The following is a 25,812-nucleotide window of genomic DNA, read 5'->3' on the forward strand; positions in this document are numbered from 1 at the left end:
AAGAGGAACCCTCCACACACACGGCGATCGAAAGGAAGCACCATCATGGTCAAACTGTCGGTGATCTACTACTCGGCGACCGGGCACGGCACCGCGATGGCACGCATCGTGGCCGAAGCCGGCGAGAAGGCCGGCGCCGAGGTCCGGTTCCGTCCGGTCGCGGAAACCCGCGATCCCCAGTCCTTCGCGGACAACCCCGCCTGGTCGGCCAACTACGAAGACACCAAGGACCTTCCGTCGGCCACGGGCGACGACATCGTCTGGGCCGACGCCGTGATCTTCGGCTCACCGACCCGATTCGGTTCGCCCGCAGCGCCTTTCCGAACCTTCATCGACACACTCGGTGGTCTGTGGGCGCAGGGCAAACTGGCGGACAAGGTCTACGCCGGGTTCACGTCGTCGCAGACCGCGCACGGCGGCCAGGAGACCACGCTGATCAACCTCTACGTCACCCTGATGCACTTCGGCGGCATCATCGTGCCACCCGGCTACACCAACGAACTCAAGTTCGCCGACGGAAACCCCTACGGCGTCAGCCACATCACCGGCCCGGACAACCAGAACCCGGTCAACGACGCGACCAACGCCGCGCTCGAGCACCTGGCGCAGCGGGTCGTCACGACCGCCGCTCGACTCGCCGGATAGCCGCCACGCGCGAGAACCTCTGCGACACTTCTCGATCATGCCGAACCCGTACCGCCGCACACCGGCCATCCGGCCTGCGGGGCGCGCCGGCAGGGACCCCGTCGACCGTGCCGGCGTGCAGCGGACATGAGGCGACGGCCCGCGCCGCGGTCGGCGCTGCGGATCTCGACCGCCCTGTACAACTTTCGGGAGAGCCTGTTCGCGTTGCCGGCCCTGGTCCTGCTCGGCGGCATCGTGCTCGCGGAGGTGACGGCCTACCTCGACGACGTCCTCGGCGTGGACACCTCGCTGCCGCTGACCGTCGAGATGAACAGCAACGCCGCGATCTGGTTGCTCAGCACCGTCGCCGGCGCGACCATCACGACCGCGGGTGTGGTGTTCTCGCTGACGGTGGTCAGCCTGCAGCTGGCCAGCAGCCAGTTCTCCCCGCGGGTGATGCGGTCGTTCATCAGGGACCGACTCAGCCAGACCGTGATCGGTCTGCTGGTCGGCACGTTCGTGTTCTGCGTGCTGACGTTGCGGCACATCAGCGGGGACCCGATGTCCAACGCGCCGCGGGTGTCGATGACGGCCGCGATCGTGCTGGCCGTGGCGACCGTGCTGCTGATCATCGCCTACCTGAACCGGTTGGCGTACGGACTGCAGGTCGGCGAGGTGGTGCGCAACATCGCCGAGGAGGCCGACGAGGTCATCGAGGAGCAGGCCCGCCAGACCCGCGCGGAGACGCCGGCGCCGCACCCGGAGAAACACCCCGGCGAGCACCTGGCCGTGCGGGCCGAGAGCGACGGCTGGGTCACCCAGGCGGCAAGCAGGTACATCCTGGCCGCGGTGCCGCCCGAGACCGTCGTACGGCTGGAAACCCGCACCGGCGCCTACATCCACCGCGGTGAGGTCCTGATGACGCTGTGGCCGGTCCCGCCCGACGCCGACCGCGTCGAACGCAAGCTGCAGGCGACCGTCGAGGTCGCCGTGATCCGCACGATGCAGCAGGACATCGACTTCGGGATCCGGCAACTCGTCGACATCGCGCTGCGGGCGCTGAGCCCCGCGGTCAACGACCCGACCACGGCAGACGACGTGGTGCTGCGCCTGGGCAGCCTGATGCGGCGGCTGCTGTCGGCCGAGGTGCCGCCGCAGTCGGTGTGCGGGCCCGACGGCCGGATCCTGCTGCGGCCCTGGGAGCTGTCCCACGACGAGTACATCGCGCACGCCTTCGACCAGATCCGGCAGAGCTCGGTGGGCCAACCCCAGGTGGTGGCCACGGTGCTGCGGGTGCTGCGGATGCTGATCGAGCACGCGCGCAATGTGGACCACGAGGAGTACATCGCCCCGCTGCGCAGGCAGATCCGGCTGCTGATGGACGCGATGGAGGCCCGGTCCGGGCTGCACCCCGCCGACCTCGACCGGCTGCGGGCGATCTCGGAGGAGACCGCCACCGATCCGGCCGAACACGACGTCTGAGCCGGCTCGCTAGTGTCACAGCCGTGCTGATGGTGATCGAGGGCGTCGACGGCGCGGGCAAGCGCACTTTGACCAACGGGCTGGCCGCTGCGTTCGAGGCCGCGGGCCGGTCGGTCACCAGCCTGGCGTTCCCGCGCTACGGCCGCTCCGCCGAGGCCGACCTGGCCGCCGAGGCGCTGCACGGCGCGCACGGCGACCTGGCCGATTCGGTGTACGCGATGGCAGTGCTGTTCGCCCTGGACCGCGCAGGCGCCAAAGCCGAGATCGAGCGCCTGCGCGACGACTACGACGTCGTCATCCTCGACCGCTACGTCGCCTCCAACGCGGCCTACAGCGCCGCGCGGCTGCACCAGGGCGCCGACGGTGAGGTCGTCGACTGGGTCCGCACCCTCGAATACGAGCGGTTCGCGCTGCCCGCACCCGACGCCCAGGTGCTGCTCGCGGTGCCGACCGCGCTGGCCGCCCGGCGCGCCGAACACCGGGCCAGCACCGAAGCCGACCGCGCCCGCGACGCCTACGAACGCGACGGCGGGCTGCAGCAGCGCACCTCCGAGGTGTACGCCGCGCTGGCCGCCGCCGACTGGTGCGGGCGCTGGACCGTCGCCGGACCCGACGTCGATCCCGCGGCGCTGGCCGCCGAACTGACCGCCGGTTGAGCCGGTTCGCCGGTCAACACGCGAAACGCGCCGTGTGGTAGCCGGGTTTTATCGCGGTTCGGTGACACCATGGACACCATGAGGCAAAGGATTCTGGTTGTCGACGACGACCCGTCGCTGGCCGAGATGCTCACCATCGTGCTTCGCGGGGAGGGTTTCGACACCGCCGTCATCGGTGACGGCACCCAGGCGCTCACCGCGGTGCGCGAACTGCGGCCCGACCTGGTGCTGCTCGACCTGATGCTGCCGGGCATGAACGGCATCGACGTATGCCGCGTGCTGCGCGCCGACTCCGGTGTGCCGATCGTCATGCTGACGGCCAAGACCGACACCGTCGACGTCGTGCTGGGCCTGGAGTCCGGGGCCGACGACTACGTGATGAAGCCGTTCAAACCCAAGGAACTCGTGGCGCGCGTGCGCGCGCGGCTGCGGCGCAACGAGGACGAGCCGGCCGAGCTGCTGTCGATCGGTGACGTCGACATCGACGTGCCCGCCCACAAGGTCACCCGGCAGGGCGAACAGATTTCGCTGACACCGCTGGAGTTCGACCTGCTGGTGGCGCTGGCACGGAAACCGCGGCAGGTGTTTACTCGTGATGTGCTGCTCGAACAGGTGTGGGGGTACCGGCACCCCGCGGACACCCGTTTGGTGAACGTGCATGTGCAACGGTTGCGGGCCAAGGTCGAGAAGGACCCGGAGAACCCGCAGGTGGTGTTGACCGTTCGAGGAGTGGGATACAAGGCCGGACCTCCGTGATCTTTGACGGTTCCACCGTCCGGCGGTCGCCGTGATCTTCAGCTCCCGACGGCGCATCCACCGGCGTTCGGCGCCGCTGGTGCGCGGTCTGGGTGCGCTCGGCCGAGCGTTGAGCCTGGCCTGGCGGCGCTCGCTGCAACTGCGGGTCGTCTCGCTGACACTGGGCCTGTCGCTGGCCGTCATCCTGGTGCTCGGCTTCGTGCTGACCAGCCAGATCACCGACCGCATCCTCGAGGTGAAGGTGCGCGCGGCCACCGAGGAGATCGACCGGGCCCGCACCACGGTCAGCGGGATCGTCGGCGGCGAGGAGACCCGGTCGCTGGACAGCAGCCTGCAGCTGGCGCGTAACACGCTGATCGACCGCACCGCCGACGCCGGGCCCGGGCTGGCCGGCACATTCGACGCGGTGCTGGTGGTGCCCGGCGACGGACCCCGCGCGGCGACCGCGGCCGGGCCGGTCCAGCAGGTGCCCGACGCGCTGCGCGAGTTCGTCAAGGCCGGGCAGGTCAGCTACCAGTACGCGACCGTGCACACCGACAGCTTCTCCGGGCCCGCGCTGATCGTCGGCAGCCCGACGTCGTCGTCGGTGACCAACCTCGAGCTGTACCTGATCTTCCCGCTCAACAACGAGGAGTCGACGATCGCGCTGGTGCGCGGCACGATGGCCACCGGCGGGGTCGTGTTGCTGGGCCTGCTCGCCGCGATCGCGCTGCTGGTCGCCCGCCAGATCGTGCTGCCGGTGCGCTCGGCGTCGCGGATCGCCGAACGGTTCGCCGAAGGCCACCTCACCGAGCGGATGCCGGTGCGCGGCGAGGACGACATGGCGCGGCTGGCGGTGTCGTTCAACGACATGGCCGAGAGCCTGCACCGCCAGATCACCCAACTCGAGGAGTTCGGCAACCTGCAGCGCCGGTTCACCTCCGACGTCAGCCACGAACTGCGCACCCCGCTGACGACCGTGCGCATGGCCGCCGACCTGATCTACGACCACATCCACGACTCGGCTGAGGACCCGGACCCGGCGCTGCGCCGGTCCACCGAACTGATGGTCAACGAACTCGACCGGTTCGAGACGCTGCTCAACGACCTGCTCGAGATCTCCCGCCACGACGCCGGTGTCGCCGAACTGTCGGTGGAGTCGGTGGACCTGCGGTCGACGGTCAAGAGCGCGCTGGAGAACGTCGGCCACCTCGCCGCCGACGCCGACATCGAGCTGATCGAGGAGATGCCCGACGGTGAGGTCATCGCCGAGGTCGATCCACGACGCGTGGAGCGCATCCTGCGCAACCTGATCGCCAACGCCATCGACCACGCCGAGCACAAACCGGTCCGCATCCGGATGGCCGCCGACGAGGACACCGTCGCCGTCACTGTCCGTGACTACGGGGTGGGCCTGCGCCCCGGCGAGGAGAAGCTGGTGTTCAGCCGGTTCTGGCGCTCGGACCCCTCGCGGGTGCGGCGCTCCGGCGGGACCGGGCTGGGCCTGGCGATCAGCATCGAGGACGCCCGGCTGCATCAGGGCCGGCTCGAGGCGTGGGGCGAACCCGGTAACGGCGCCTGCTTCCGGCTGACGCTGCCGCTGGTGCGCGGGCACAAGGTGACTACCAGCCCGCTGCCGATGAAACCCGTTGAGCCCGAGGACCCGCCGCGGCCGGCGCGTGACCGCGAACACGCGCAGGAGAGCGTGTGAAACGCCTGGTGTCGGTAGTGCTTGCGCTGCTGATGTGTGTGCTCACCGGGTGCGCCGGCGTGCCGAGTTCGTCGGCGCCCCAAGCCATCGGCACCGTAGACCGGCCTGCGCCGCCCAGCCTGCCCAAGCCGACGCCGGGGATGGACCCCGACGTGCTGCTGCGCGAATTCCTCAAGGCGACAGCCGATCCCGCGAACCGGCACCTGGCCGCCCGACAGTTCCTGACCGAATCGGCGTCCAGCACGTGGGACGACGCCGGTAGCGCGTTGTTGATCGACAACGTGGTGTTCGTCGAAACCCGCAGCCCCGAACGGGTTTCGGTGACCATGCGCGCCGACATCCTGGGGTCGCTGTCGGACATGGGGGTGTTCGAGACGGGGGAGGGCGCGCTGCCCGACCCCGGCCCGATCGAACTGGTCAAGACCTCGGGCGGGTGGCGCATCGACAAGCTGCCCAACGGGGTGTTCCTGGACTGGCAGCAGTTCCAGGCCACCTACAAGCGCCACACCCTGTACTTCGTCGACCCGACCGGCAGCACCGTGGTGCCCGACCCGCGGTACGTCGCGGTGTCCGACCCCGACCAGTTGGCCACCGAACTGGTCAGCAAGCTGATCGCCGGGCCGCGCCCGGAGATGGTCAACACGGTGCGCAACCTGCTCGGCCCGCCGCTGAAACTGCGCGGGCCGGTGACGCGCGCCGACGGCGGCAAGATGGGCGTCGGCCGCGGCTACGGCGGCGCCCGCATCGACCTGGACAACCTGTCGACCACCGACCCGCACAGCAGGCAACTGCTTGCCGCGCAGCTCATCTGGACCCTGAATCGGGCCGGAGTCAACGGCCCCTACGTGATCAACGCCGACGGCACCGCCCTCGACGACCGGTTCGTCGACGGCTGGGAGACCACCAACGTGGCGGCCACCGACCCGGGTGCGGCCTCCGGTGCGGCCGCCGGGTTGCACGCGCTGGTGGGCGGGACGCTGGTCGCGCTCGACGGGCAACGCACCCCGCGGGTGCCCGGGGCGTTCGGGCAGATGCCGGACCAGACCGCGGCGGCGGTGTCGCGCAGCGGCCAGGAGGTGGCGTCGATCGTGACGCTGCGGCCGGGCGCGCCGGACACGGCGTCGTCGCTGTGGATCGGACCGCTGGGCGGTGACGCGTCGCAGGTGCTCGACGCGCGGAACCTGTCGCGGCCCAGCTGGTCGCTGGACCACGCGGTGTGGGTGGTGGTCGACGGGAACAACGTGCTGCGGGTCATCCAGGACGCGTCGGGGCAGCCCGCGCGCATCCCGGTCGACCTGACGCCGGTGTCGAGCCGGTTCCCCGGCGTGATCACCGAACTGCAGCTCTCGCGCGACGGCACCCGCGCGGCGATGGTCATCGACGGGCAGGTGATCCTGGCCGGCGTCGAGCAGACCCCCGCCGGCGGGTTCGCGCTGACCTATCCGCGGCGGCTGGGCTACGGCCTCGGCAACACCGTCGTGTCGCTGTCGTGGCGCACCGGCGACGACATCGTGGTCAGCCGCACCGATCCGCAGCACCCGGTCTCCTACGTCAACCTCGACGGCGTCAACTCCGACGGTCCGAGCCGCAACCTGCTGATGCCGGTCACCACGGTGGCCGCCAACCCGTCGACGGTGTACGTCGCCGACGCCCGCGGCGTGCTGCAGCTCTCCGGTTCGGCGGCCGAGGACGATCCGGCCTGGGCCGAGGTGCGCCCGCTGATGGTGCCGCGCGCCGAACCGGTACTGCCCGGCTGAGTTCGGGGCTGCCCGAGATTTCTACGCCAGGGTCGTGAAACTTCGCGGATCGCGACCCTCGCGCAGAACTCGGCGCATGAGGTGGCGTGAACGGATCGCGGGTCTGGCTCGTAGTGCTGAGGACCGGGTGCCACCGAGGCGCCCGCCGAAGCAGGAGTCGAACATGAAGATCCGCGGTCCACTCGTCACGTTGTTCGCCGCCGCCGCGGTGGGGACCGGAATGTGGTTCGTCAACGTGGTCAACGATGAGTCCGCGCCGGTCCGCATCGCCGAGCGCCCCGCGCCGGCCCGCGTCGCCGAGCGTTCCGCGCCGACCACCACCACCGTGAAACCGCCGCCCGCACCGGCGTTTCCGGCCAAGGCGGACTACATCGGCAAGATCCCGACCGCCGCAGGCACCATCACGCTCAACGTCTCGGTCGACGGTCAGCAGGCCGTCGCGTACGCGTGCGACGGCAAGGCCGTCGAGTCGTGGATGCGCGGCAGCGCGGCCAACGGCGCCGTCAGGCTGGCCAGCAGGGACAAGACCGGCCGCCTCGACGGACGCCTGGTCGGCGACACCGTCGTCGGCACCCTGTGGATCGGGAAGAAGAGCTGGGACTTCGCCGCGCCGGTCGCGCAGTTACCCGCGGGAACGTACGTCTACGAGGAGGCCGGCGTGCGCAGCAGCTGGATCGTCGATTCGGCGGGCGCGGTGACCGGTGTACTCAAGGCCGTCGACGGCTCGACCAAACCCGCGCCCGAACTGTCCACCGACGGCACGTCGGTGATCGGCGGGCGCACCGTCAGCGCGGTCCGGATCGGCGCCGGCACCGATGCCTGAGGTTGCGACCACCGAACGCCTGAGGGCCGGGACAGCCGCGGACACCGCCGCGCTGTCCGCGGTGGCGATCGGCGCGCTGGTCGCCGTCGCTCTCGGGGTGTTCGGCAAAGTCCATGAGCCGCAGTTCTTCTCGATCAACCTCGCCGGGTTCTCCAGCGGCACCGCGGTCAAGTCGTGGCTGGCGACGCTGGCGATGACGCTGGCGCTGTTCCAGATGACCTCGGCGTTCATGATGTACCGGCTGACCCCGGGGCGGGTGCCGGGCTGGATCGGCGTGGCGCACGTGTGGTCGGGCCGGCTGGCCGTCCTGGCCAGCGTGCCCGTCGCGGTGCACTGCCTGTACGCGCTCGGCTTCGCCGACACCGACAACCGGGTGCTCTTCCACTCGCTGTTCGGGTGTTTCTTCTACGGCGTCTTCGTCACCAAGATGATCCTGCTGACGCGGCGCGGACTGCGAGCATGGGTCATGCCGATCGCCGGGGGACTGCTGTTCTTCGGGCTGGTGTACGTCTGGCTGACCTCGGCGCTGTGGTTCTTCCAGACCTCCGGCATCACCCTCTGACCGACAGGATCGCCATGCGACGCAAGCAGTTCCTCATCGGCACCGGTCTCGCGGCGGCCACGCTGACCGCGTGCAGCGCCTACGGCAGGAAGCCCGACACCCCGGCACCGGGCGCGCCGGCCAACGTGCTGACCAAGACGTCCGAGGTCCCGGTCGGCGCCGGGGTGATCGTCGACGACCTGGTCCTCACCCAGCCCTCGGCCGGTCAGTTCCTGGCCTTCTCGACGACATGCACCCACGCCGGGTGCGCGGTCAACAGGGTCGCCGACGGCGCCATCGTGTGCCCGTGCCACGGCAGCAGGTTCAACCTCGACGGCTCGGTCGCCCAGGGGCCGGCCAGCCGACCGCTGCAGACGGAAGCCGTGACGGTGCAGGGCGATTCGATCATCCGCGGCTGATCACGACCGGCCCGAACCGGCGCCGCGTGTCGGACGGTCCCGCGACACTGGCGCCATGCTCGACCTGGTCCTGCCGCTGCAGTGCGGCGGCTGCGGCGCACCCTCGACGCGGTGGTGCGGTGACTGCGCGGCGGCACTGGCCGTGCGGGCCGACGAACCGCACCTCGCCGCACCGCGACTCGACCCGGGGGTGCCGGTGTTCTCGCTGGGCCGCTACGCCGGGCCGCGGCGCCGCGCCGTCGTCGCGGTCAAGGAGCACGGCCGCGCCGACCTGATCCCGGTACTGGCCGACGCGTTGCGGGCCGGGCTGACGCGGCTGCTGACCTGGGGGCTGCTCGACACGCCGCTGACCGTGGTGCCCGCCCCGACACGGGCGTGGTCGGCGCGCCGCCGCGGCGGAGACCCGGTGACCCGGATGGCCCGCGCCGCGTGCGCCGACCTGCCGGGCGTCACCGTCGCCGCGGCGCTGCGCACCCGCGCCTTGGCCGCCGACTCCGTCGGCCTGTCGACCGCCGACCGGCAACGCAACATCGCCGGACGCGTCAAGGCGGTGCGCGCGGTGGCCGGCGAGGTGCTCGTCGTCGACGACATCGTCACCACCGGCGCCACCGCCGCGGAGTCGGTGCGCGTGCTGCAAACAGGTGGGACACGCGTGGCGGCCGTGCTCGTTGTGGCGAACGCCTGACCTGCGCGTCGGTCACCCCCCTATCAAACCTGTGTGAAGAACAGAAAACGGGTGGGCGAATTAGTGGCACGACCGGGTGAACGGGGCTACCGTCGGCTTCAACACCCGTGAATCACTCACGGCCGGCGCTCACACGAAGCGCCGACATCGCCCGCAAGCGGTAGGAGGTGAGTAGTCGACACCTTGCACCGGCGAGCGGCGAGACATGCATGCCACGTCGGTGCGTCTTCCACGACAACCCGGGCACGCTGACGCGTGCGGACGCCCAAAGAAACGAGTTGCCAAGCATGTCAAGCCAATCCCTGGACTCCCGCACCATGGTGATCGAGGACGAAGCACCCGAATCCCGGCCGCGCGCCGAGGTCGCGGTCACCGGCCGCAACGTCGAGATCCCCGACCACTTCCGCATCTACGTCGCAGAGAAACTGTCACGCCTGGAACGATTCGACCGCACCATCTACCTGTTCGGCGTCGAGCTCGACCACGAGCGCAACCGACGCCAACGCAAGAACTGTCAGCACGTGGAGATCACCGCGCGGGGCCGCGGCCCCGTGGTGCGCGGCGAGGCCTGCGCCGACAGCTTCTACGCCGCCTTCGAGTCCGCGGTCAGCAAATTGGAGAACCGGCTGCGCCGCGCCAAGGACCGCCGCAAGATCCACTACGGGGACAAGACCCCGCTGTCGGTCGCAGAGGCCACCGCGATCGCGGCCGCCCCGCTCGACGAGCTCAAGGACACCGCCCCCTCCGAACACGAGGCGGTCGACGACTACGCACCGGGCCGCATCGTGCGCGTCAAGGAGCACCCGGCCACCCCGATGACCGTCGACGACGCGCTGTCGCAGATGGAACTGGTCGGTCACGACTTCTTCCTGTTCCACGACAAGGAGACCGACCGGCCCACCGTCGTCTACCGCAGGCACGCCTACGACTACGGGCTCATCCGGCTGGCCTGACCCGCAAGACCTGTCCCATGAAACCGATCCGGCTCGCCCGAGCCGGGTCGGTTTCGTCTTCACCGCACGACTCCCCGTTTCCGGAGCATGGCGGAGCTTTCAGCCATGTCACCTACCATGGGTTCAGCTGAAGACTTCCAACCCATAGGGGAAATAGCGTGCTGCAAAAGTTGCTGCGTCTCGGTGAAGGGCGCATGGTCAAGCGCCTGCACGGGGTGGCCGACTACGTGGATTCACTGGCCGGCGACATCGAGAAGCTGACCGACGCCGAACTGCGAGCCAAGACCGACGAGTTCAAAAAGCGCATCGAAGGCGGGGAAAGCCTCGACGACGTGCTGCCCGAGGCGTTCGCCGTCGCCCGCGAGGCGTCCTGGCGGGTGCGCAACCAGAAGCACTTCCACGTGCAGATCATGGGCGGTGCGGCGCTGCACTTCGGCAACGTCGCCGAGATGAAGACCGGTGAGGGCAAGACCCTGACCGCGGTGCTGCCCGCCTACCTCAACGCGCTGTCCGGCAATGGTGTGCACATCATCACGGTCAACGACTACCTGGCCAAGCGCGACGCCGAGCAGATGGGCCGCGTGCACCGCTTCCTCGGCCTGTCGGTCGGGGTCATCCTGTCGGGTCTGACCCCCGACGAGCGCCGCGCGGCCTACGGCGCCGACATCACCTACGGCACCAACAACGAGTTCGGGTTCGACTACCTGCGCGACAACATGGCGCACTCGCTGGCCGACCTGGTGCAGCGCGGCCACAACTACGCCATCGTCGACGAGGTCGACTCGATCCTCATCGACGAGGCCCGCACCCCGCTGATCATCTCGGGTCCCGCCGACGGCGCCTCGAACTGGTACACCGAGTTCGCGCGGCTGGCCCCGCTGATGGAGAAGGACGTCCACTACGAGGTCGACCTGCGCAAGCGCACCATCGGCGTGCACGAGATCGGCGTGGAGTTCGTCGAGGACCAGCTCGGCATCGACAACCTCTACGAGGCCGCGAACTCGCCGCTGGTCAGCTACCTGAACAACGCGATCAAGGCCAAGGAGCTGTTCCAGCGCGACAAGGACTACATCGTCCGCGACGGCGAGGTGCTGATCGTCGACGAGTTCACCGGCCGCGTGCTGGTCGGCCGCCGCTACAACGAGGGCATGCACCAGGCCATCGAGGCCAAGGAGCGCGTCGAGATCAAGGCCGAGAACCAGACGCTGGCCACGATCACGCTGCAGAACTACTTCCGGCTCTACGACAAGCTCGCCGGCATGACCGGTACGGCCCAGACCGAGGCCGCCGAGCTGCACGAGATCTACAAGCTCGGCGTGGTCAGCATCCCGACCAACATGCCGATGATCCGCGCCGACCAGTCCGACCTGATCTACAAGACCGAAGAGGCCAAGTACATGGCCGTGGTCGACGACGTCGCCGAGCGCTACGAGAAGGGGCAGCCGGTGCTGATCGGCACCACCAGCGTCGAGCGCTCCGAGTACCTGTCGCGCCAGTTCCAGAAACGCCGCATCCCGCACAACGTGCTCAACGCCAAGTACCACGAGCAGGAGGCGAACATCATCGCCGAGGCGGGCCGGCTCGGCGCGATCACCGTCGCCACCAACATGGCCGGCCGCGGCACCGACATCGTGCTCGGCGGCAACGTCGACTTCCTGGTCGACAAGCGGCTGCGCGACCAGGGCCTCGACCCGGTCGAGACGCCCGACGAGTACGAGAAGGCCTGGCACGAGGTGCTGCCGCAGGTCAAGGCGGAGGCCGCCGGTGAGGCCGAGGACGTGATCGCCGTCGGCGGCCTGTACGTGCTGGGCACCGAACGCCACGAATCGCGCCGCATCGACAACCAGCTGCGCGGCCGCTCCGGCCGCCAGGGCGACCCCGGCGAGTCGCGGTTCTACCTGTCCCTCGGCGACGAGTTGATGCGGCGGTTCAACGGCGCGACGCTCGAGGCGCTGCTGACCCGGCTGAACCTGCCCGACGACGTGCCGATCGAGGCCAAGATGGTGACCCGCGCGATCAAGAGCGCGCAGACCCAGGTCGAGCAGCAGAACTTCGAGGTCCGCAAGAACGTCCTCAAGTACGACGAGGTGATGAACAAGCAGCGCATGGTCATCTACGAGGAGCGGCGGCGCATCCTGGAGGGCGAGAACCTCGCCGATCAGGCGCGCAACATGCTCGTCGACGTGATCACCGCCTACGTGGACGGGGCCACCGCCGAGGGCTACTCCGAGGACTGGGACCTCGAGCAGCTGTGGACCGCGCTCAAGCAGCTCTACCCGGTCGGCATCGACCACCACGACCTGCTCGACTCCGACGCGGTCGGCGAGCCCGGCGAGCTGACCCGCGAGGAACTGCTGGAGGCGTTGATCGCCGACGCCGACCGCGCGTACGCCGAGCGGGAGAAGCAGATCGAGGAGATCGCCGGCGAGGGCGCGATGCGCCAGCTCGAACGCAACGTGCTGCTCAACGTGCTCGACCGTAAGTGGCGCGAGCACCTCTACGAGATGGACTACCTCAAGGAGGGCATCGGTCTGCGCGCGATGGCCCAGCGCGACCCGCTCGTCGAGTACCAGCGCGAGGGCTACGACATGTTCATCGGCATGCTCGAAGGCCTCAAGGAGGAGTCGGTCGGGTTCCTGTTCAACGTCGCGGTCGAACCCGCACCGCAACCCGCGGTGGCCCCGGTGGCGACGCCCTCGGGTCTGGCCGAGTTCGCGAAGAACGCCGCCGCTCAGGCGCAGAGCGAACAGGGTGCGGTGGCGACCAAGGAACGCCCGGCTCCGCTGCGCGCCAAGGGAATCGACGATGACGAGTCGCGGCCGCTGACCTACACCGGCCCGTCGGAGGACGGTTCGGCGCAGGTGCAGCGCTCCAACGGCGGTGGCGGTGGCCCGCGTCATGCGGCGCCGGGCACCACGCGCAAGGAGCGCCGCGAGGCCGCGCGCCAGCAGGCCCGCGACGCGAAGGCCATGCGCAGGCGCTGAGCGCCGCGAGTTCACCCGATCTGCAGCGCGACGATGCGCCAGCGCTGACCGTCGAACGCGACGCGGGCGGCGACGGCGCGGACCCGCGGGCCGCGGCTGTAGGTGCCGAAAACCTCGGCGGCCCGGGTGAAGTCGCCGTCGTCGTCGACCATGCGCACCCGGATCCGCCGCAGGGTGGCCGCCGAGGACTGCGGGAACCGGGTCAGCGCCAGCACGGTCTCGATCAGCGCCGGTGTCAGCAGCGGACGCAGCTGCGCGGTCGGTCGGCGGCGGTCGATCACCTCCAGCACCCGGCGCAGCGCCGCGTCGGCGAACACCGTCGCGGCCCGGGCGGCCGGCTCGGGCGCTGCGGCTCGTCTCAGGTGCTCCTGACGCGGACCTCGCCCGGCGGTCGGGCTGCGGCGCCGCAACGCGGCCGAACGGGGCGGGGGACAGGCGGCCACCCCGACCGGCGGCGGCTCGAAGTCGACGACCGGGGCGACGAGCGCCGGGGTCTCGGCGGGCGGGGCGGACGGGTGGATCCGGGAAGCGGTCACAGGTGGGCTCTCCAGCGGGTCGGCGTGACGGGACGCGTCTGCCGGAGAGTCACAGACCTCTTCATGATCGCACGGTTGCCAGGGGGTTCTGCGCACCCGCGATGCGCCACCCAGGGTTCGGCGGCTAGCGTGGCGGAGTCTGCGACGTGCGCGGCGGAACCGCGATCGACAGGGGAGGAGCGGCACCGCGATGGTCACCAGGTTGTCGGCGGCTGACGCGTCGTTCTATCACCTGGAGAACACGTCGACGCCGATGTATGTGGGCAGCCTGTCGATTCTGCGGAAACCGCGCAGCGGGCTGAGCTACGAAACCCTGCTCGCCACCGTCGAGCAGCGGCTGCCGCAGATTCCGCGGTACCGGCAGAAGGTGCGCGAAGTGACGCTGGGGCTGGCGCGGCCGGTGTGGGTCGACGACCCCGACTTCGACATCACCTACCACATCCGGCGCTCGGCGCTGCCCTCGCCGGGCAGCGACGCGCAACTGCACGAGCTGATCGCGCGGCTGGGTTCCCGGCCGCTGGACAAGTCCCGCCCGCTGTGGGAGATGTACCTGATCGAGGGCCTGGCCAAGAACCGGCTGGCCATCTACACCAAGTCGCACCAGGCGCTGGTCAACGGCATGACCGCGCTGGAGATCGGCCACGTCATCGCCGACCGGACCCAGAAACCCCCGGAGTTCGGCGAGGACATCTGGATCCCGCTGCGCGAGCCCGGCGACCGCCAGCTGCTGCTCGGCGCGGTCGGCGAGTGGATCATGCGCCCGGCCGAACAACTCGGCGCGGTGCGCGAGGCCGTCGTCGACGTCGCCACCAACGCCGGCCAACTCGTCGACGTGGGCCGCCGGTTCGTCAACATGGCGCGCACCGTCGCGCGCGGCACCGCCCCCAGCAGCCCGCTGAACACCACGGTCTCGCGCAACCGCCGGTTCACCGTCTCCGGCGGGCGGCTCGAGGACTACCGCGCGGTGCGCGCCCGCTACGACTGCGACGTCAACGACGTGGTGCTGGCCGTGGTGGCCGGCGCCCTGCGCAACTGGCTGATGTCGCGCGGCGAACCGGTCACCACGTCGACCAAGGTGCGGGCGATGGCGCCGATGTCGGTGTACCCCGACGCCGAACTCGACGCGACCGGGCCCGGTCAGGCCATCAGCGAGGTGTCGCCGTTCCTGGTCGACCTGCCGGTCGGGGAGGGCAATGCGGTGGTGCGTCTGTCGCAGATCGCCTACGCCACCGAGTCGGCGTCCACCGCGGCCAGCCTGGTCGACGCCCGCACCATCGTCACGCTGTCGGGGTTTGCCCCGCCGACCCTGCACGCGATGGGCATCCGGGTCGCGACGACGTTCTCGGCGCGGCAGTTCAACCTGCTGCTGACCAACGTGCCGGGCGCGCAGCACCAGATGTACATCGCGGGCACCAAGCTGCTCGAGACCTACGCGGTGCCGCCGCTGCTGCACAACCAGGTGCTGGCGATCGGCGTGACCTCCTACAACGGCATGGTCTACTACGGCATCAACGCCGACCGCGACGCGATGAGCGATGTCGACGTGTTGCCCGATTTGCTGCGCGAGTCGATGGAGGAACTGCTCGAAGCCGCGCAGTGAACCCGCGCCCAGGGTTTGCCGGATTGACTGTCCAGCTGTAAAGGGGTCGAATTGGCACACCATGACCGTGACCCCAGAGAACGAGAAGCGCCAGAAATCCAGCACTGCTGAACGCGCACTGAAGTCGCCGTCGAGCGAGGTGGTGCCACACCCCGTGCTCGACCAGCCGGTCGAACCGGACGCGCTGCGATCCCGCGGCATCGACTGGGTCGTCTTCGGGGTCACCGCGGTCATCGCGCTGTGCTTTTTGACGTGGGGTTTCGTCAGCACCGCGTCGCTGGCCACCGCGTCGGGCAACGCGCTGACCTGGGTGATGGACAACACGGGCTGGTTGTTCGTGCTGGCCGCGTCGGGTTTCGTGGTGTTCGTGCTGTGGCTGGCGATCAGCCGCTACGGCGCGATTCCGCTGGGCCGCGACGACGAGGAACCCGAATTCAACAGCGTGTCCTGGGTCGCGATGATGTTCAGCGCCGGTATGGGCATCGGGCTGATGTTCTTCGGGGTGGCCGAACCGCTGTCGCATTTCGTGACTCCGCCGCCGGGCACCGGGCCGGAGGGCAACCCGAACGCGGTGCAGAACGCGATGGCCACCACGCTGTTCCACTGGACGTTGCACCCGTGGGCGATCTACGCGGTGGTGGGCCTGGCGATCAGCTACGGCGTGTACCGCAAGGGCCGGCTGCAGCTGATCAGCGCGGCGTTCGAGCCGCTGCTGGGGGAGCGCGCGAACGGCCGCGGGGGCAAGATCATCGACATGCTGGCGATCTTCGCCACCCTGTTCGGTTCGGCAGCCTCACTTGGCTTGGGCGCCTTGCAGATTCGCAGCGGCCTTCAGATCGTCGCCGGCATCGGGGAGACCGGCAACACCATCCTGGTCGTGACCATCGCGGTGCTCACCTGCGCGTTCGTCCTTTCGGCGGTATCGGGCGTCGCGCGCGGCATCCAGTGGCTGTCGAACATCAACATGGTGTTGGCGTTGCTGCTCGCGGTGTTCGTATTCGTGGTCGGGCCAACGGTTTTCATCCTCAACCTGCTGCCGACCTCGCTGGGCAGCTACCTGGCCGACCTGCCGACGATGTCGGCGTGGACCGGCGCCGAGGGCGCTGCGGTCAACGAGTGGCTGCAGTCGTGGACGATCTTCTACTGGGCGTGGTGGGTGTCGTGGACGCCGTTCGTCGGGATGTTCATCGCGCGGATCTCGCGCGGGCGCACCATCCGCCAGTTCGTCGCCGGTGTGCTGCTGGTGCCCAGCCTGGTGTCGCTGGTGTGGTTCGCGGTGTTCGGCGGTTCGGCGATCCGCGAACAGCAGGAGGGTGTGGACCTGGCCGGGGAGGGCAGCATCGAGGCCCAGTTGTTCGGGCTGCTCGACCAGTACCCGATCGCGACGATCGCCAGCGTGCTGGTGATGCTGCTGGTGGCGATCTTCTTCGTCTCCGGCGCCGACGCGGCGTCGGTGGTGATGGGCTCGCTGTCCGAGCGCGGCACCATCAAACCCAGTCGCGGCACGGTGATCTTCTGGGGTGTGGCCACCGGCGCCGTCGCGGCGGTGATGCTGCTGGTCGGCGGGGAGGACGCGCTGACCGGTCTGCAGTCGATCACGATCATCGCGGCGCTGCCGTTCGTGCTGGTGATGGTGGGCCTGGCGGTGGCGCTGGTGCGGGATCTGCGCCGCGACCCGATGATGGTGCGCAAGAGGTACGCCGAGGAGGCCGTCGACAGCGCGGTCATCCACGGCGTCACCGAACACGGCGACGACTTCATCATCTCGGTGGAGAAGGACCCGGCCGCCGACGGCTAACCTCGCCTGGTGCGCGTCTACATACCGGCGACCCTGGCCATGCTGCAGCAGCTCGTCGCCGACGGGGCGCTGCACGCCCGTAGCGGCACCGCGTTCGCGGTCACCCCGGCCCTGCGCGAGTCCTACGCCGAGGGTGACGACGACGAGCTTGCCGAGGTCGCGCTGCGCGAGGCGGCGCTGGCGTCGCTGCGGCTGCTGGGCGGGCAGGGCGTCGGTGAGCTGCCGCCGCGGCGGGCGGTGCTGGTGGCCGACGTCGAGGACGCCGCCCCGCGACCCGATCTCGACGACGCGGTGGTGCGGCTGACCGGGCCGGTCGGGTTCGATGCGGTGATCGCGGCCTACGTCGACAACGCTGAGGCCGAGTCGGCGGTGCTGGCCGCCGTCGATGCGGTCGACGACGCCGATCTGGGTGACGAGGACGCCGAGTTCGTCGTCGGCGACGCCCAGGACCACGACCTGGCCTGGTATGCGCCGCAGGAACTGGCGTTCCTTCTCGAGCTGCTCTGACGTCCTGCGGTGAGCAGACACAGAATCGCGTAATCGCGGCCGTCCGGGTGCGAGTCCGCGTCTGCTCGCCGTTCGGGTGGATACGGGAGCGTAAGTTACGGTACCGTAGGTTGCCATGGCCAAGAATCACGTGAAGGTTTCGGCCAATGTCGTCGATACCGTGCGGCCGTCGGTCGCCGGAGCCGACAGACATCCGGGCTGGCACGCGCTGCGTTCCCTCGCACAGCGGATCACCACACCGCTGCTGCCCGACGATTACCTCAAGCTGGCGAACCCGCTGTGGTCGGCGCGCGAACTGCGCGGCCGGGTGCTGGAGGTGCGTCGCGAGACCGTCGACTCCGCGACGCTCGTCATCAAGCCCGGCTGGGGTTTCACGTTCGACTACCAGCCCGGGCAGTACATCGGGATCGGTGTGCAGATCGACGGGCGGTTCCGCTGGCGGTCGTACTCACTGACCTCCGCGCCGTCGCGCACCACCCGCACGATCGCGATCACCGTCAAGGCGATGCCCGAGGGCTTCCTGTCGACGCACCTGGTCGACGGCCTGGCCCCCGGGACGATCGTGCGGCTGGCCGCGCCGCAGGGCAACTTCACGATGCCCGACCCCGCGCCGGCCAAGGTGCTGTTTTTGACCGGCGGGTCCGGGATCACCCCGGTGATGTCGATGCTGCGCACCCTGGCGCGTCGCGACCAGATCACCGACATCGTCCACTTGCATTCCGCACCAACCGAATCCGATGTGATGTTCGCCGGTGAACTCGCCGAGCTGGCCGATGCGCACCCCGGGTACCGGCTGCGGATCCGGGCCACCCGCACCGAGGGCCGGCTGTCGCTCGACCGGTTGGCCGACGAGGTCCCCGACTGGCGTGAGCGCCAGACCTGGGCCTGCGGCCCCGAGGGCATGCTCGACACCGCCTCGCGGGCGTGGTCGGAGCACGGCGTTCCCGAGAACCTGCACCTCGAGCGGTTCGCGGTCACCAAGGCGGCCGTGCAGGGCGCCGGCGGCACCGTGGAGTTCGCGCGCAGCGGCAAGACCGCACAGGTGGACGCCGCGACGCCGCTGATGGACGCCGGGGAGCAGGCCGGGATCCGGATGCCGTTCGGGTGCCGGATGGGCATCTGCCAGTCGTGTGTGGTGGGTCTGCTCGACGGCCACGTGCGCGACCTGCGCACCGGTGTCGAGCACGAACCCGGCAGCCGCGTGCAGACGTGCGTGTCGGCGGCAGCGGGCGATTGTGTACTCGATGTGTGAGGTTTACTCGCCAGTAACCTACGGGTACGTAGGTTACGGTAGCGTACGGAGCGAGAGGAGGCTCGACCATGGCAATCACTGACGTTCCGGAGTTCGCCCATCTGACTGAGTCGGACATCGAGGGTCTGGCCGTGGAGTTGGATGCGATCCGGCAGGACATCGAAGACTCCCGCGGCGAACGCGACGCGCGCTACATCCGTCGCACCATCGCCGGCCAGCGCGCGCTGGAGGTGGCAGGTCGGCTGATGCTGGCCGCGAGCTCGCGTCGCTCCGCCTGGTGGGCAGGCACCGTCACGCTCGGCGTGGCCAAGATCATCGAGAACATGGAGATCGGCCACAACGTCATGCACGGCCAGTGGGACTGGATGAACGATCCCGAGATCCACTCCTCCACGTGGGAGTGGGACATGAGCGGGTCGAGCAAGCACTGGCGGTTCACCCACAACTTCATGCATCACAAGTACACCAACATCCTGGGCATGGACGACGACGTGGGCTACGGCCTGCTGCGCGTCACCCGCGATGCGAAGTGGAAGCCGTTCAACCTCGGAAACCTGCTGTACAACACGATTCTCGCGCTCGGCTTCGAATGGGGCGTCGGACTGCAGCACGTCGAGCTCGGCAAGATCTTCAAGGGCCGGGACAACCGCGACGAAAGCAAGGTCCGCGCACGGGAGTTCGCCGCCAAGGCGGGCGCCCAGGTGGTCAAGGACTACGTCGCCTATCCGGCACTGACGTCACTGTCCCCGGGTGCGACGTTCCGTTCGACGTTGACGGCCAACGCGGTCGCCAACGTGATCCGCAATGTCTGGTCGAACGCGGTGATCTTCTGCGGCCACTTCCCTGACGGCGCAGAGAAATTCACCAAGACCGACATGGTCGGCGAGTCCAAGGGCCAGTGGTACCTGCGTCAGATGCTGGGCAGTGCCAACTTCGAGGGCGGCCCGGTGTTGCGGTTCATGAGCGGCAACCTGTGCCATCAGATCGAGCACCACCTGTATCCGGACCTGCCGAGCAACCGGCTGCACGAGATCTCGGTCCGGGTGCGCCAGGTGTGCGACAAGTACGACCTGCCGTACACGACGGGTTCGTTCCTGGTGCAGTACGGCAAGACGTGGCGCACGATCGCCAAGCTGTCGCTGCCGGACAAGTACCTGCGCGACACCGCCGACGACGCCCCCGAGACCCGCAGCGAGCGGATGTTCGCCGAACTCGAGCCCAGCCAGCGCCGCGGCCTCAAGTCGGCGATCACGGCGGCGCGGGCGCGGCGGCGCCAGAAGCGTCTGGCGGCCTGAGCATTTTCTGCGCGAGCGTGCGTGTCTGCGCACGACACGCCGCGGAAAATCAGCGCTCTGCGCACGCTCGCGACGCGATGAGGTAGGCCTGCTGCGTCGACTCGAGGCCGTCGTCGTCGGCGTCGCGCACCAGGCGCGCGTACGGCCGGAGGCCCGCGTCGGCGAGCAGCCGCTCGACCGCCTCCGGGCGGCGGCGGTGGAACGTCAGGTCCACCTCTTCGCTGAACGCCTCGGTGAGCACTTTCGGCTGATCGCCGACCTGGAAGGCCAGCAGCGCATGGCCGCCGGGTCGAAGTATCCGGTGGAACTCCGAAAAGACCTGCGGCAGCTGATCATCAGGGATATGGATTGTCGAATACCACGCGCAGACACCGTCGGCGTGGCCATCGGGCAGGTCGGTGCGCATCATCGACCCGACGCGGTACTCGAGGTCCGGGTTCAATCGGCGCGCCTCGGCAATCATGTTCGGGGAGAGGTCGATTCCGACGACGTCCACGCCGTAATCGGCGAGGATGCGTGACGTCGCCCCGGTGCCGCAGCCGAGGTCGACGACGAGCCCGTCGGGCCGGATCAGCCCGGCGAACCCCGACAGCACCGCGCGGTCGAGGGGCTTGTCGCGGAGGTGGTCGTGGAACCGTTCGGCATAGCCGGCGGCGGTCACGTCGTAACCCTCTCGGGTGCGCCGCTCGTAGTGCGGTTCGCTCACTGGCGGCAGTCTACGCACGCTCGTTCGGGTTTGAGCGTGCGCAAAGTGTCGAAGTTGCGCGGCGTGTCGGGTGCAAACGCGCACGCTCGCCCCAAAGAGGTGAGGGGTTACCAGGCTGTCGACTCGTGCAGGGCGGCCAGCAGCCTGCGGGCGGCGGCGACCCGCTCGACGGCCGGCCCGGTCAAAGTGTCCAGCGCGCACTCCGGGTCGGCGGGCGGACCCATGTGCCCGCAACCGCGCGGACAGTCCTTGATGGCCTCGGCCAGATCCGAGAACGCCAACAACACGTCGTCGGGTTCGATGTGGGCCAACCCGAACGACCGGATGCCCGGCGTGTCGACCACCCAGCCGCCCGACGCCAACGGCAGCGCCACCGACTGCGTCGACGTGTGCCGACCCCTGCCGATGTCGGTGACCGCGCCGGTCGCTCGATCCGCCTCGGGCACAAGCCGATTCACCAGCGTCGACTTGCCGACCCCGGAGTGGCCCAGCAGCACCGTGACCCGGTCGGTCAGCAGCGGCGCGACCGTGTCGAGCGGATCGTCACGGCCGGCGGTCGTGACGGTCAGGTCCAGGTCGGCGAACTGCGCGGCGAACGGCTCCGCGGGCGCCAGGTCGGTCTTGGTCAGGCAGAGAATGGGTTGCAGTCCGCCCGCGTAGGCCGCGATCAGCGCGCGCTCCACCAGGCCGGTGCGCGGCGGCGGGTCGGCCAGCGCCACCACCATCAGCAGCTGGTCGGCGTTCGCGACGACGACGCGCTCGCTGGGGTCGGTGTCATCGGCGGTGCGGCGCAACACCGTTCGCCGATCACCGCGGCGCACGATGCGGGCCAGCGTGTCCGGCCGCCCGGACAGGTCACCGACGATCCCGACCTCGTCACCCACCACGATGGGCGTGCGGCCCAACTCGCGCGCCCGCATCGCGGTCACCCGCCGGTCCGGGTCACCGCCGAGCGCGCATCCCCACCGCCCCCGGTCGACCGTGACCACCATGGCTTCCTGCGCATCGGCGTGGTCGGGGCGGGTCTTGGTCCGCGGCCGCGAGCCACGACCCGGGCGTACCCGGACGTCGGACTCGTCGTACTCGCGCCGGCTCAAGCGGTGCCGACCTCCGTCGTCTGGCCGGCGAGCATGTCGGCCCACAGGGCCGGGAAGTCGGGGATGGTCTTGCCGGTCGTCTCGATGTCCTGCACCGTCACGCCCGGAACCTTCAGTCCCACAATGGCGCCCGCGGTGGCCATCCGGTGGTCGGCGTAGGAGTGCCACAGCCCGCCGCGCAACTGCCGGGCGGTGATGACCAGGCCGTCGGCGGTCTCCTCACACTGCCCGCCGAGACCGTTGATCTCCGCCGACAGCGCCGCCAACCGATCGGTTTCGTGCCCGCGAAGGTGCGCGATGCCCGACAGGCGCGAAACCGCGCCGGGGGAGGCCAGCGCGGCCAGCGCCGCCACCGCGGGGGCCAACTCGCCGACATCGCGCAGGTCCACGTCGATACCGTCGTACTCGTGCGCGCCGCACACCTCGAGGTACGAATCCCCGTGCCGCACAGTGGCGCCGAGCTTCTTCAGGATCGCGACGATGGTTTCGGTCGGCTGGGTGCTCGCCTGCGGCCAGCCCGCCAGGCGCACGGTCCCGCCGCTGACCACCGCCGCGGCCAGGAACGGCACCGCGTTCGACAGATCGGGCTCGATCACCCATTCCCGCGCGGCGACGGGTCCGGGCGCCACCCGCCACCGGTTGGCCTCGGTGTCGTCGACGTCGACGCCCGCGTCGCGCAGCATCGCCACCGTCATCGACACATGTGGCGCCGACGGCACCGCTTCGCCGGTGTGCACGACGGTCAGCCCGTCGCGAAAACTGGCTCCCGACAACAACAGTCCCGACACGAACTGTGAGGACGCCGACGCGTCGATCTCGACGGTCCCGCCGGCGACCGACCCGGCGCCGCGCACCGCGAACGGCAGCCCGTCGCCGTCGATGTCGACCCCGAGCCCGCGCAGCGCGTCGAGCAGCGGCGAGATCGGGCGGACGCGGGCCTGCTCGTCACCGTCGAAAGTGATCGTCGCGGTGCCCAGCGCCGCGACCGGCGGCACGAACCGCAACACCGTGCCCGCCAGCCCGCAGTCGATGCGTGCGCCGTCGCGCGGGTCGACCGCGCCGCCGATGCTCAGGTGGTCGGCCGCACCGTCGACACTGACCCCGAGTTCCTGCAGCGCGCCGATCATCAGGTCGGTGTCGCGACTGCGCAGCGCACCCGTGACGGTCGACGGCCCCTGCGCGGTGGCCAGCGCCGCCAGCACCAAGGCCCGGTTGGTCTGCGACTTCGAACCCGGGACGGTGATCGTGGCGTGCACGGGGTTGGCGATCGTCGGTGCAGGCCAGGCCGCCGGTTCTGCGGGTTCGGTGTTGTTCACAGCTCCCATCTTCCCCTGTCGGCGATGCGTGCCACCATGGGATTCATGTGTGGACGTTTCGCGGTCACCACCGACCCGGCGCTGCTGGCCGAGAAGATCAAGGCGATCGACGAGACCACGGCGAGCGGCAAAGACACCGGCGCCAATTACAACGTGGCCCCGACCACGACGGTCAGCACTGTCGTCAAGCGGCACAGCGACCCCGACGACGAGGCCACCCGACGGCTGCGCTCGATGCGCTGGGGCCTGATCCCGCCGTGGGCCAAGGCCACCGGTGACGGCAGCCCGGAGACCAAGGGCCCGCTGCTGATCAACGCCCGCTCCGAGAAGCTGACCACTTCGCCGGTGTTCCGCGCCTCGGCCAAGAGCAAGCGCTGCCTGGTGCCGATGGACGGCTGGTACGAGTGGAAAGGCGAGAAGGGCGCCAAGACCCCGTTCTTCATGTACGCCGGCGACGGTGAGCCGCTGTTCATGGCCGGGCTGTGGTCGACGTGGCGACCCAAAGACGCCCCCAAGGACGCCAAACCGCTGCTGAGCTGCACGATCATCACCACCGACGCCGCGGGCCCGCTCGCCGACATCCACGACCGGATGCCGCTGACCATCAGCGAACGCGACTGGGACCGCTGGCTAGACCCCGACGCGCCCATCGACGAAGGCCTGCTGCGCGGGCACGGCGACCTGGACCGGGTGCAGGTCCGCGAGGTCTCGCGGCTGGTCAACAGCGTGCGCAACAACGGCCCCGAGTTGATCGAACCGGCGCAGCCGGAACCGGAACAGGGCACCCTGCTTTGACGGCCGGCGAGCCGCCCGCCGTGGCGGCCGACCCGGCCGTCGTCGACGCCCTCGGCGCCGACCTGCGCGCCGCGGGATACACCACCGACGCGGTGGCCGATCTGCTCGGCGAGGACGTCTACGCGGCGTTCGCGCGGGGCGTGTGGTGGCCGGCGGCGCGCGCCACCGAGCGGGCGCGAAGCGGTGAGCGACGCCGGCTGGCCGCGGTGGTGCGGCTGTTCCTGCTCGGCTCCGACGAACCGGTGGATCTCATCGCCGATGCGCTGCCCACCGCCGGCGTCGACGCCCTGCTCGCCAACGGTGTCCTCGAGTCCGCCTCACCCGCGACGGTCCGCGCCGCGCTCGATGTGCGCCCGCACAGCGACGGTGACCGCGACTTTCTGGTGGTCTCGGATCTGGACGCGGCGCTGCGGGCCGGCCCGGTGCGCCAGGACCACGTGCTGGGTATCGGGGGTGCGTCGGTTTCGTTGGCCCGCGCGGTGATTCGCCGGCCGGTCGAACGGGCGCTGGACCTCGGCACCGGGTGCGGTATTCAGGCGCTGCACCTCGACGCGCACTGTGAGCAGATCGTCGCCACCGACACCAACGTGCGCGCGCTCGCGCTGGCGGCGGCCACCGCGCGGCTCAACGGAATGGACTGGGACCTGCGGGAGGGCAGCCTGTTCGAACCGGTGGCGGGGGAGCGGTTCGACCTGATCGTGTCCAACCCGCCGTTCGTGGTCGGTGCCGGCACCCGCGACTACACGTACCGGGACTCCGGGATGGTCGCAGACACCCTGTGCGAGAGCCTGATTCGACAGATCGGTGACCACCTGAAACCGGGCGGCCATGCGCAGATCATGGCCAACTGGGTGGTGCGCCGCGACGCCGACTGGCGCGACCGGGTGCGCGGGTGGCTGGCCGGCACCGGCCTGCACGCGTGGGTGGTGCAACGCGAACTCGCCGACCCGGTCAGCTACGTGTCGCTGTGGACGTCGGACGCCGGTGAGACCCCCGAACAGACGGCGCTGCGCGGTGGGCGGTGGCTCGACTGGTTCGCCGCCGAGGGGATCGCCGGGATCGGGATGGGCGCCATCGCGCTGCGCGCCCCCCGCCGAGGCGAGGACGGCGACCCCGAGCATGTCCTCGAGGAGATCACCGGTGCCGACGAGGCGCCGACCGGAGACGAGATCGAGGCGTTCTTCGCCCGCCGCGAGTACCTGCGCGACACCACCGACGAGCAGTTGCTCGCGGCGAAGTTGTCCACCGCGCCGGTCTTGCTCGAGGAGCACTCGCTGCCCGGACCGGACGGATGGCAGGTGGTGGGCGCGGCGGTGCGTCGGCCCGGTGGGCCCGGCGCGGTTCTCGGCGTCGACGAGGTGAGCCGCGCGCTGCTGGCCGGCTGCCGCGGCGAGGTGCCGCTCGGCACTCTGATCGGGCTGCTGGCCGGCGTCCACGACGTCGACGCCGACGCGTTGGCCACTGCCGCGCTTCCGGTCGTGCGCGAGGCGATCGGCCGCGGCATCCTCTATCAGGCCCACTGACGTTGACAGAGGATTCC

At 69.9% G+C, this 25,812-nt stretch carries 23 protein-coding genes; 19 read left to right on the plus strand and 4 right to left on the minus strand.

Translation table 11 applies throughout. The features are described from left to right. Positions 1 to 45: 45 nt before the first annotated feature. From wrbA to secA, 12 genes are all read left to right on the plus strand, one after another. Complete coding sequence (wrbA, locus tag BHQ18_RS22755; RefSeq protein ID WP_069415916.1) at positions 46 to 645, plus strand: NAD(P)H:quinone oxidoreductase; 600 nt, start codon at positions 46 to 48, stop codon at positions 643 to 645. A gap of 126 nt (positions 646 to 771) precedes the next feature. After that, positions 772 to 2,106, plus strand: coding sequence for a DUF2254 domain-containing protein (locus tag BHQ18_RS22760; RefSeq protein WP_205866171.1), 1,335 nt, complete (start codon positions 772 to 774; stop codon positions 2,104 to 2,106). Between the two features lie 23 nt (positions 2,107 to 2,129). After that, positions 2,130 to 2,762 carry a dTMP kinase gene (locus BHQ18_RS22765; RefSeq protein ID WP_069415917.1) on the plus strand — a complete coding sequence of 211 codons (633 nt, stop codon included), beginning with the start codon at positions 2,130 to 2,132 and terminating at the stop codon, positions 2,760 to 2,762. Between the two features lie 69 nt (positions 2,763 to 2,831). Further along, complete coding sequence (mtrA, locus tag BHQ18_RS22770; protein ID WP_069415918.1) at positions 2,832 to 3,518, plus strand: two-component system response regulator MtrA; 687 nt, start codon at positions 2,832 to 2,834, stop codon at positions 3,516 to 3,518. Positions 3,519 to 3,549: 31 nt separating this feature from the next. Then, the gene (mtrB, locus tag BHQ18_RS22775; protein ID WP_069415919.1) at positions 3,550 to 5,208 is read left to right on the plus strand and encodes an MtrAB system histidine kinase MtrB; all 1,659 of its coding nucleotides are present in this window, start codon (positions 3,550 to 3,552) and stop codon (positions 5,206 to 5,208) included. Next, complete coding sequence (gene lpqB, locus BHQ18_RS22780; RefSeq protein WP_069415920.1) at positions 5,205 to 6,965, plus strand: MtrAB system accessory lipoprotein LpqB; 1,761 nt, start codon at positions 5,205 to 5,207, stop codon at positions 6,963 to 6,965. The genes mtrB and lpqB overlap by 4 nt, the downstream gene beginning before the upstream one ends. Before the next feature lie 163 nt (positions 6,966 to 7,128). Next, positions 7,129 to 7,788 carry a hypothetical protein gene (locus tag BHQ18_RS22785; protein WP_069415921.1) on the plus strand — a complete coding sequence of 220 codons (660 nt, stop codon included), beginning with the start codon at positions 7,129 to 7,131 and terminating at the stop codon, positions 7,786 to 7,788. Continuing rightward, entirely contained in the window at positions 7,781 to 8,350 is a 570-nt protein-coding gene (locus BHQ18_RS22790; RefSeq protein ID WP_109789384.1) for a DUF6529 family protein, read from the plus strand. Before BHQ18_RS22785 ends, BHQ18_RS22790 begins: the two co-directional genes overlap by 8 nt. Positions 8,351 to 8,364: 14 nt before the next feature. After that, entirely contained in the window at positions 8,365 to 8,748 is a 384-nt protein-coding gene (locus BHQ18_RS22795) for a Rieske (2Fe-2S) protein (protein ID WP_069415922.1), read from the plus strand. Between the two features lie 55 nt (positions 8,749 to 8,803). Next, positions 8,804 to 9,433 carry a ComF family protein gene (locus tag BHQ18_RS22800; RefSeq protein ID WP_069415923.1) on the plus strand — a complete coding sequence of 210 codons (630 nt, stop codon included), beginning with the start codon at positions 8,804 to 8,806 and terminating at the stop codon, positions 9,431 to 9,433. Positions 9,434 to 9,720: 287 nt separating this feature from the next. Further along, a complete protein-coding gene (hpf, locus tag BHQ18_RS22805) occupies positions 9,721 to 10,386 on the plus strand; it encodes a ribosome hibernation-promoting factor, HPF/YfiA family (RefSeq protein ID WP_069415924.1) in 666 nt (221 codons plus the stop codon). A gap of 158 nt (positions 10,387 to 10,544) precedes the next feature. Beyond that, positions 10,545 to 13,370 carry a preprotein translocase subunit SecA gene (gene secA, locus BHQ18_RS22810; protein WP_069415925.1) on the plus strand — a complete coding sequence of 942 codons (2,826 nt, stop codon included), beginning with the start codon at positions 10,545 to 10,547 and terminating at the stop codon, positions 13,368 to 13,370. 11 nt (positions 13,371 to 13,381) lie between these two features. On the opposite strand, the gene BHQ18_RS22815 is transcribed toward secA, so the two are convergent. Further along, entirely contained in the window at positions 13,382 to 13,906 is a 525-nt protein-coding gene (locus BHQ18_RS22815; protein WP_069415926.1) for an Rv3235 family protein, read from the minus strand. Between the two features lie 190 nt (positions 13,907 to 14,096). Between BHQ18_RS22815 and BHQ18_RS22820 the strand changes: the two genes are divergently transcribed. The 5 genes from BHQ18_RS22820 to BHQ18_RS22840 all read left to right on the plus strand — a co-directional run bounded on the left by BHQ18_RS22820 (position 14,097) and on the right by BHQ18_RS22840 (position 20,358). Then, positions 14,097 to 15,506 (plus strand): WS/DGAT/MGAT family O-acyltransferase, encoded by a 1,410-nt coding sequence (locus BHQ18_RS22820; protein WP_069415927.1) that lies wholly within the window; start codon positions 14,097 to 14,099, stop codon positions 15,504 to 15,506. Between the two features lie 61 nt (positions 15,507 to 15,567). After that, positions 15,568 to 17,304 carry a BCCT family transporter gene (locus BHQ18_RS22825; RefSeq protein WP_069415928.1) on the plus strand — a complete coding sequence of 579 codons (1,737 nt, stop codon included), beginning with the start codon at positions 15,568 to 15,570 and terminating at the stop codon, positions 17,302 to 17,304. 9 nt (positions 17,305 to 17,313) lie between these two features. Continuing rightward, positions 17,314 to 17,811, plus strand: a complete 498-nt coding sequence (locus tag BHQ18_RS22830; RefSeq protein ID WP_069415929.1) for a DUF6912 family protein — start codon at positions 17,314 to 17,316, stop codon at positions 17,809 to 17,811. A 115-nt stretch (positions 17,812 to 17,926) separates the two neighbouring features. Next, positions 17,927 to 19,063 (plus strand): ferredoxin reductase, encoded by a 1,137-nt coding sequence (locus BHQ18_RS22835; RefSeq protein WP_069415930.1) that lies wholly within the window; start codon positions 17,927 to 17,929, stop codon positions 19,061 to 19,063. A 68-nt stretch (positions 19,064 to 19,131) separates the two neighbouring features. Beyond that, entirely contained in the window at positions 19,132 to 20,358 is a 1,227-nt protein-coding gene (locus BHQ18_RS22840) for a fatty acid desaturase family protein (RefSeq protein WP_069415931.1), read from the plus strand. A gap of 49 nt (positions 20,359 to 20,407) precedes the next feature. On the opposite strand, the gene BHQ18_RS22845 is transcribed toward BHQ18_RS22840, so the two are convergent. From BHQ18_RS22845 to aroA, 3 genes are all read right to left on the minus strand, one after another. Beyond that, positions 20,408 to 21,064, minus strand: a complete 657-nt coding sequence (locus BHQ18_RS22845; RefSeq protein WP_069415932.1) for a class I SAM-dependent methyltransferase — start codon at positions 21,062 to 21,064, stop codon at positions 20,408 to 20,410. Positions 21,065 to 21,171: 107 nt separating this feature from the next. Continuing rightward, the gene (gene rsgA / locus BHQ18_RS22850) at positions 21,172 to 22,161 is read right to left on the minus strand and encodes a ribosome small subunit-dependent GTPase A (RefSeq protein ID WP_069415933.1); all 990 of its coding nucleotides are present in this window, start codon (positions 22,159 to 22,161) and stop codon (positions 21,172 to 21,174) included. Further along, complete coding sequence (gene aroA, locus BHQ18_RS22855) at positions 22,158 to 23,477, minus strand: 3-phosphoshikimate 1-carboxyvinyltransferase (protein ID WP_234794276.1); 1,320 nt, start codon at positions 23,475 to 23,477, stop codon at positions 22,158 to 22,160. Before aroA ends, rsgA begins: the two co-directional genes overlap by 4 nt. Positions 23,478 to 23,522: 45 nt before the next feature. Between aroA and BHQ18_RS22860 the strand changes: the two genes are divergently transcribed. Next, positions 23,523 to 24,272 (plus strand): SOS response-associated peptidase, encoded by a 750-nt coding sequence (locus BHQ18_RS22860; RefSeq protein WP_084294282.1) that lies wholly within the window; start codon positions 23,523 to 23,525, stop codon positions 24,270 to 24,272. Further along, positions 24,269 to 25,795, plus strand: a complete 1,527-nt coding sequence (locus tag BHQ18_RS22865; protein WP_084294277.1) for a DUF7782 domain-containing protein — start codon at positions 24,269 to 24,271, stop codon at positions 25,793 to 25,795. The genes BHQ18_RS22860 and BHQ18_RS22865 overlap by 4 nt, the downstream gene beginning before the upstream one ends. The last annotated feature ends 17 nt before the right edge of the window (positions 25,796 to 25,812 follow it).

This window comes from Mycolicibacterium flavescens, assembly GCF_001722335.1.
GTDB lineage: Bacteria > Actinomycetota > Actinomycetes > Mycobacteriales > Mycobacteriaceae > Mycobacterium > Mycobacterium flavescens.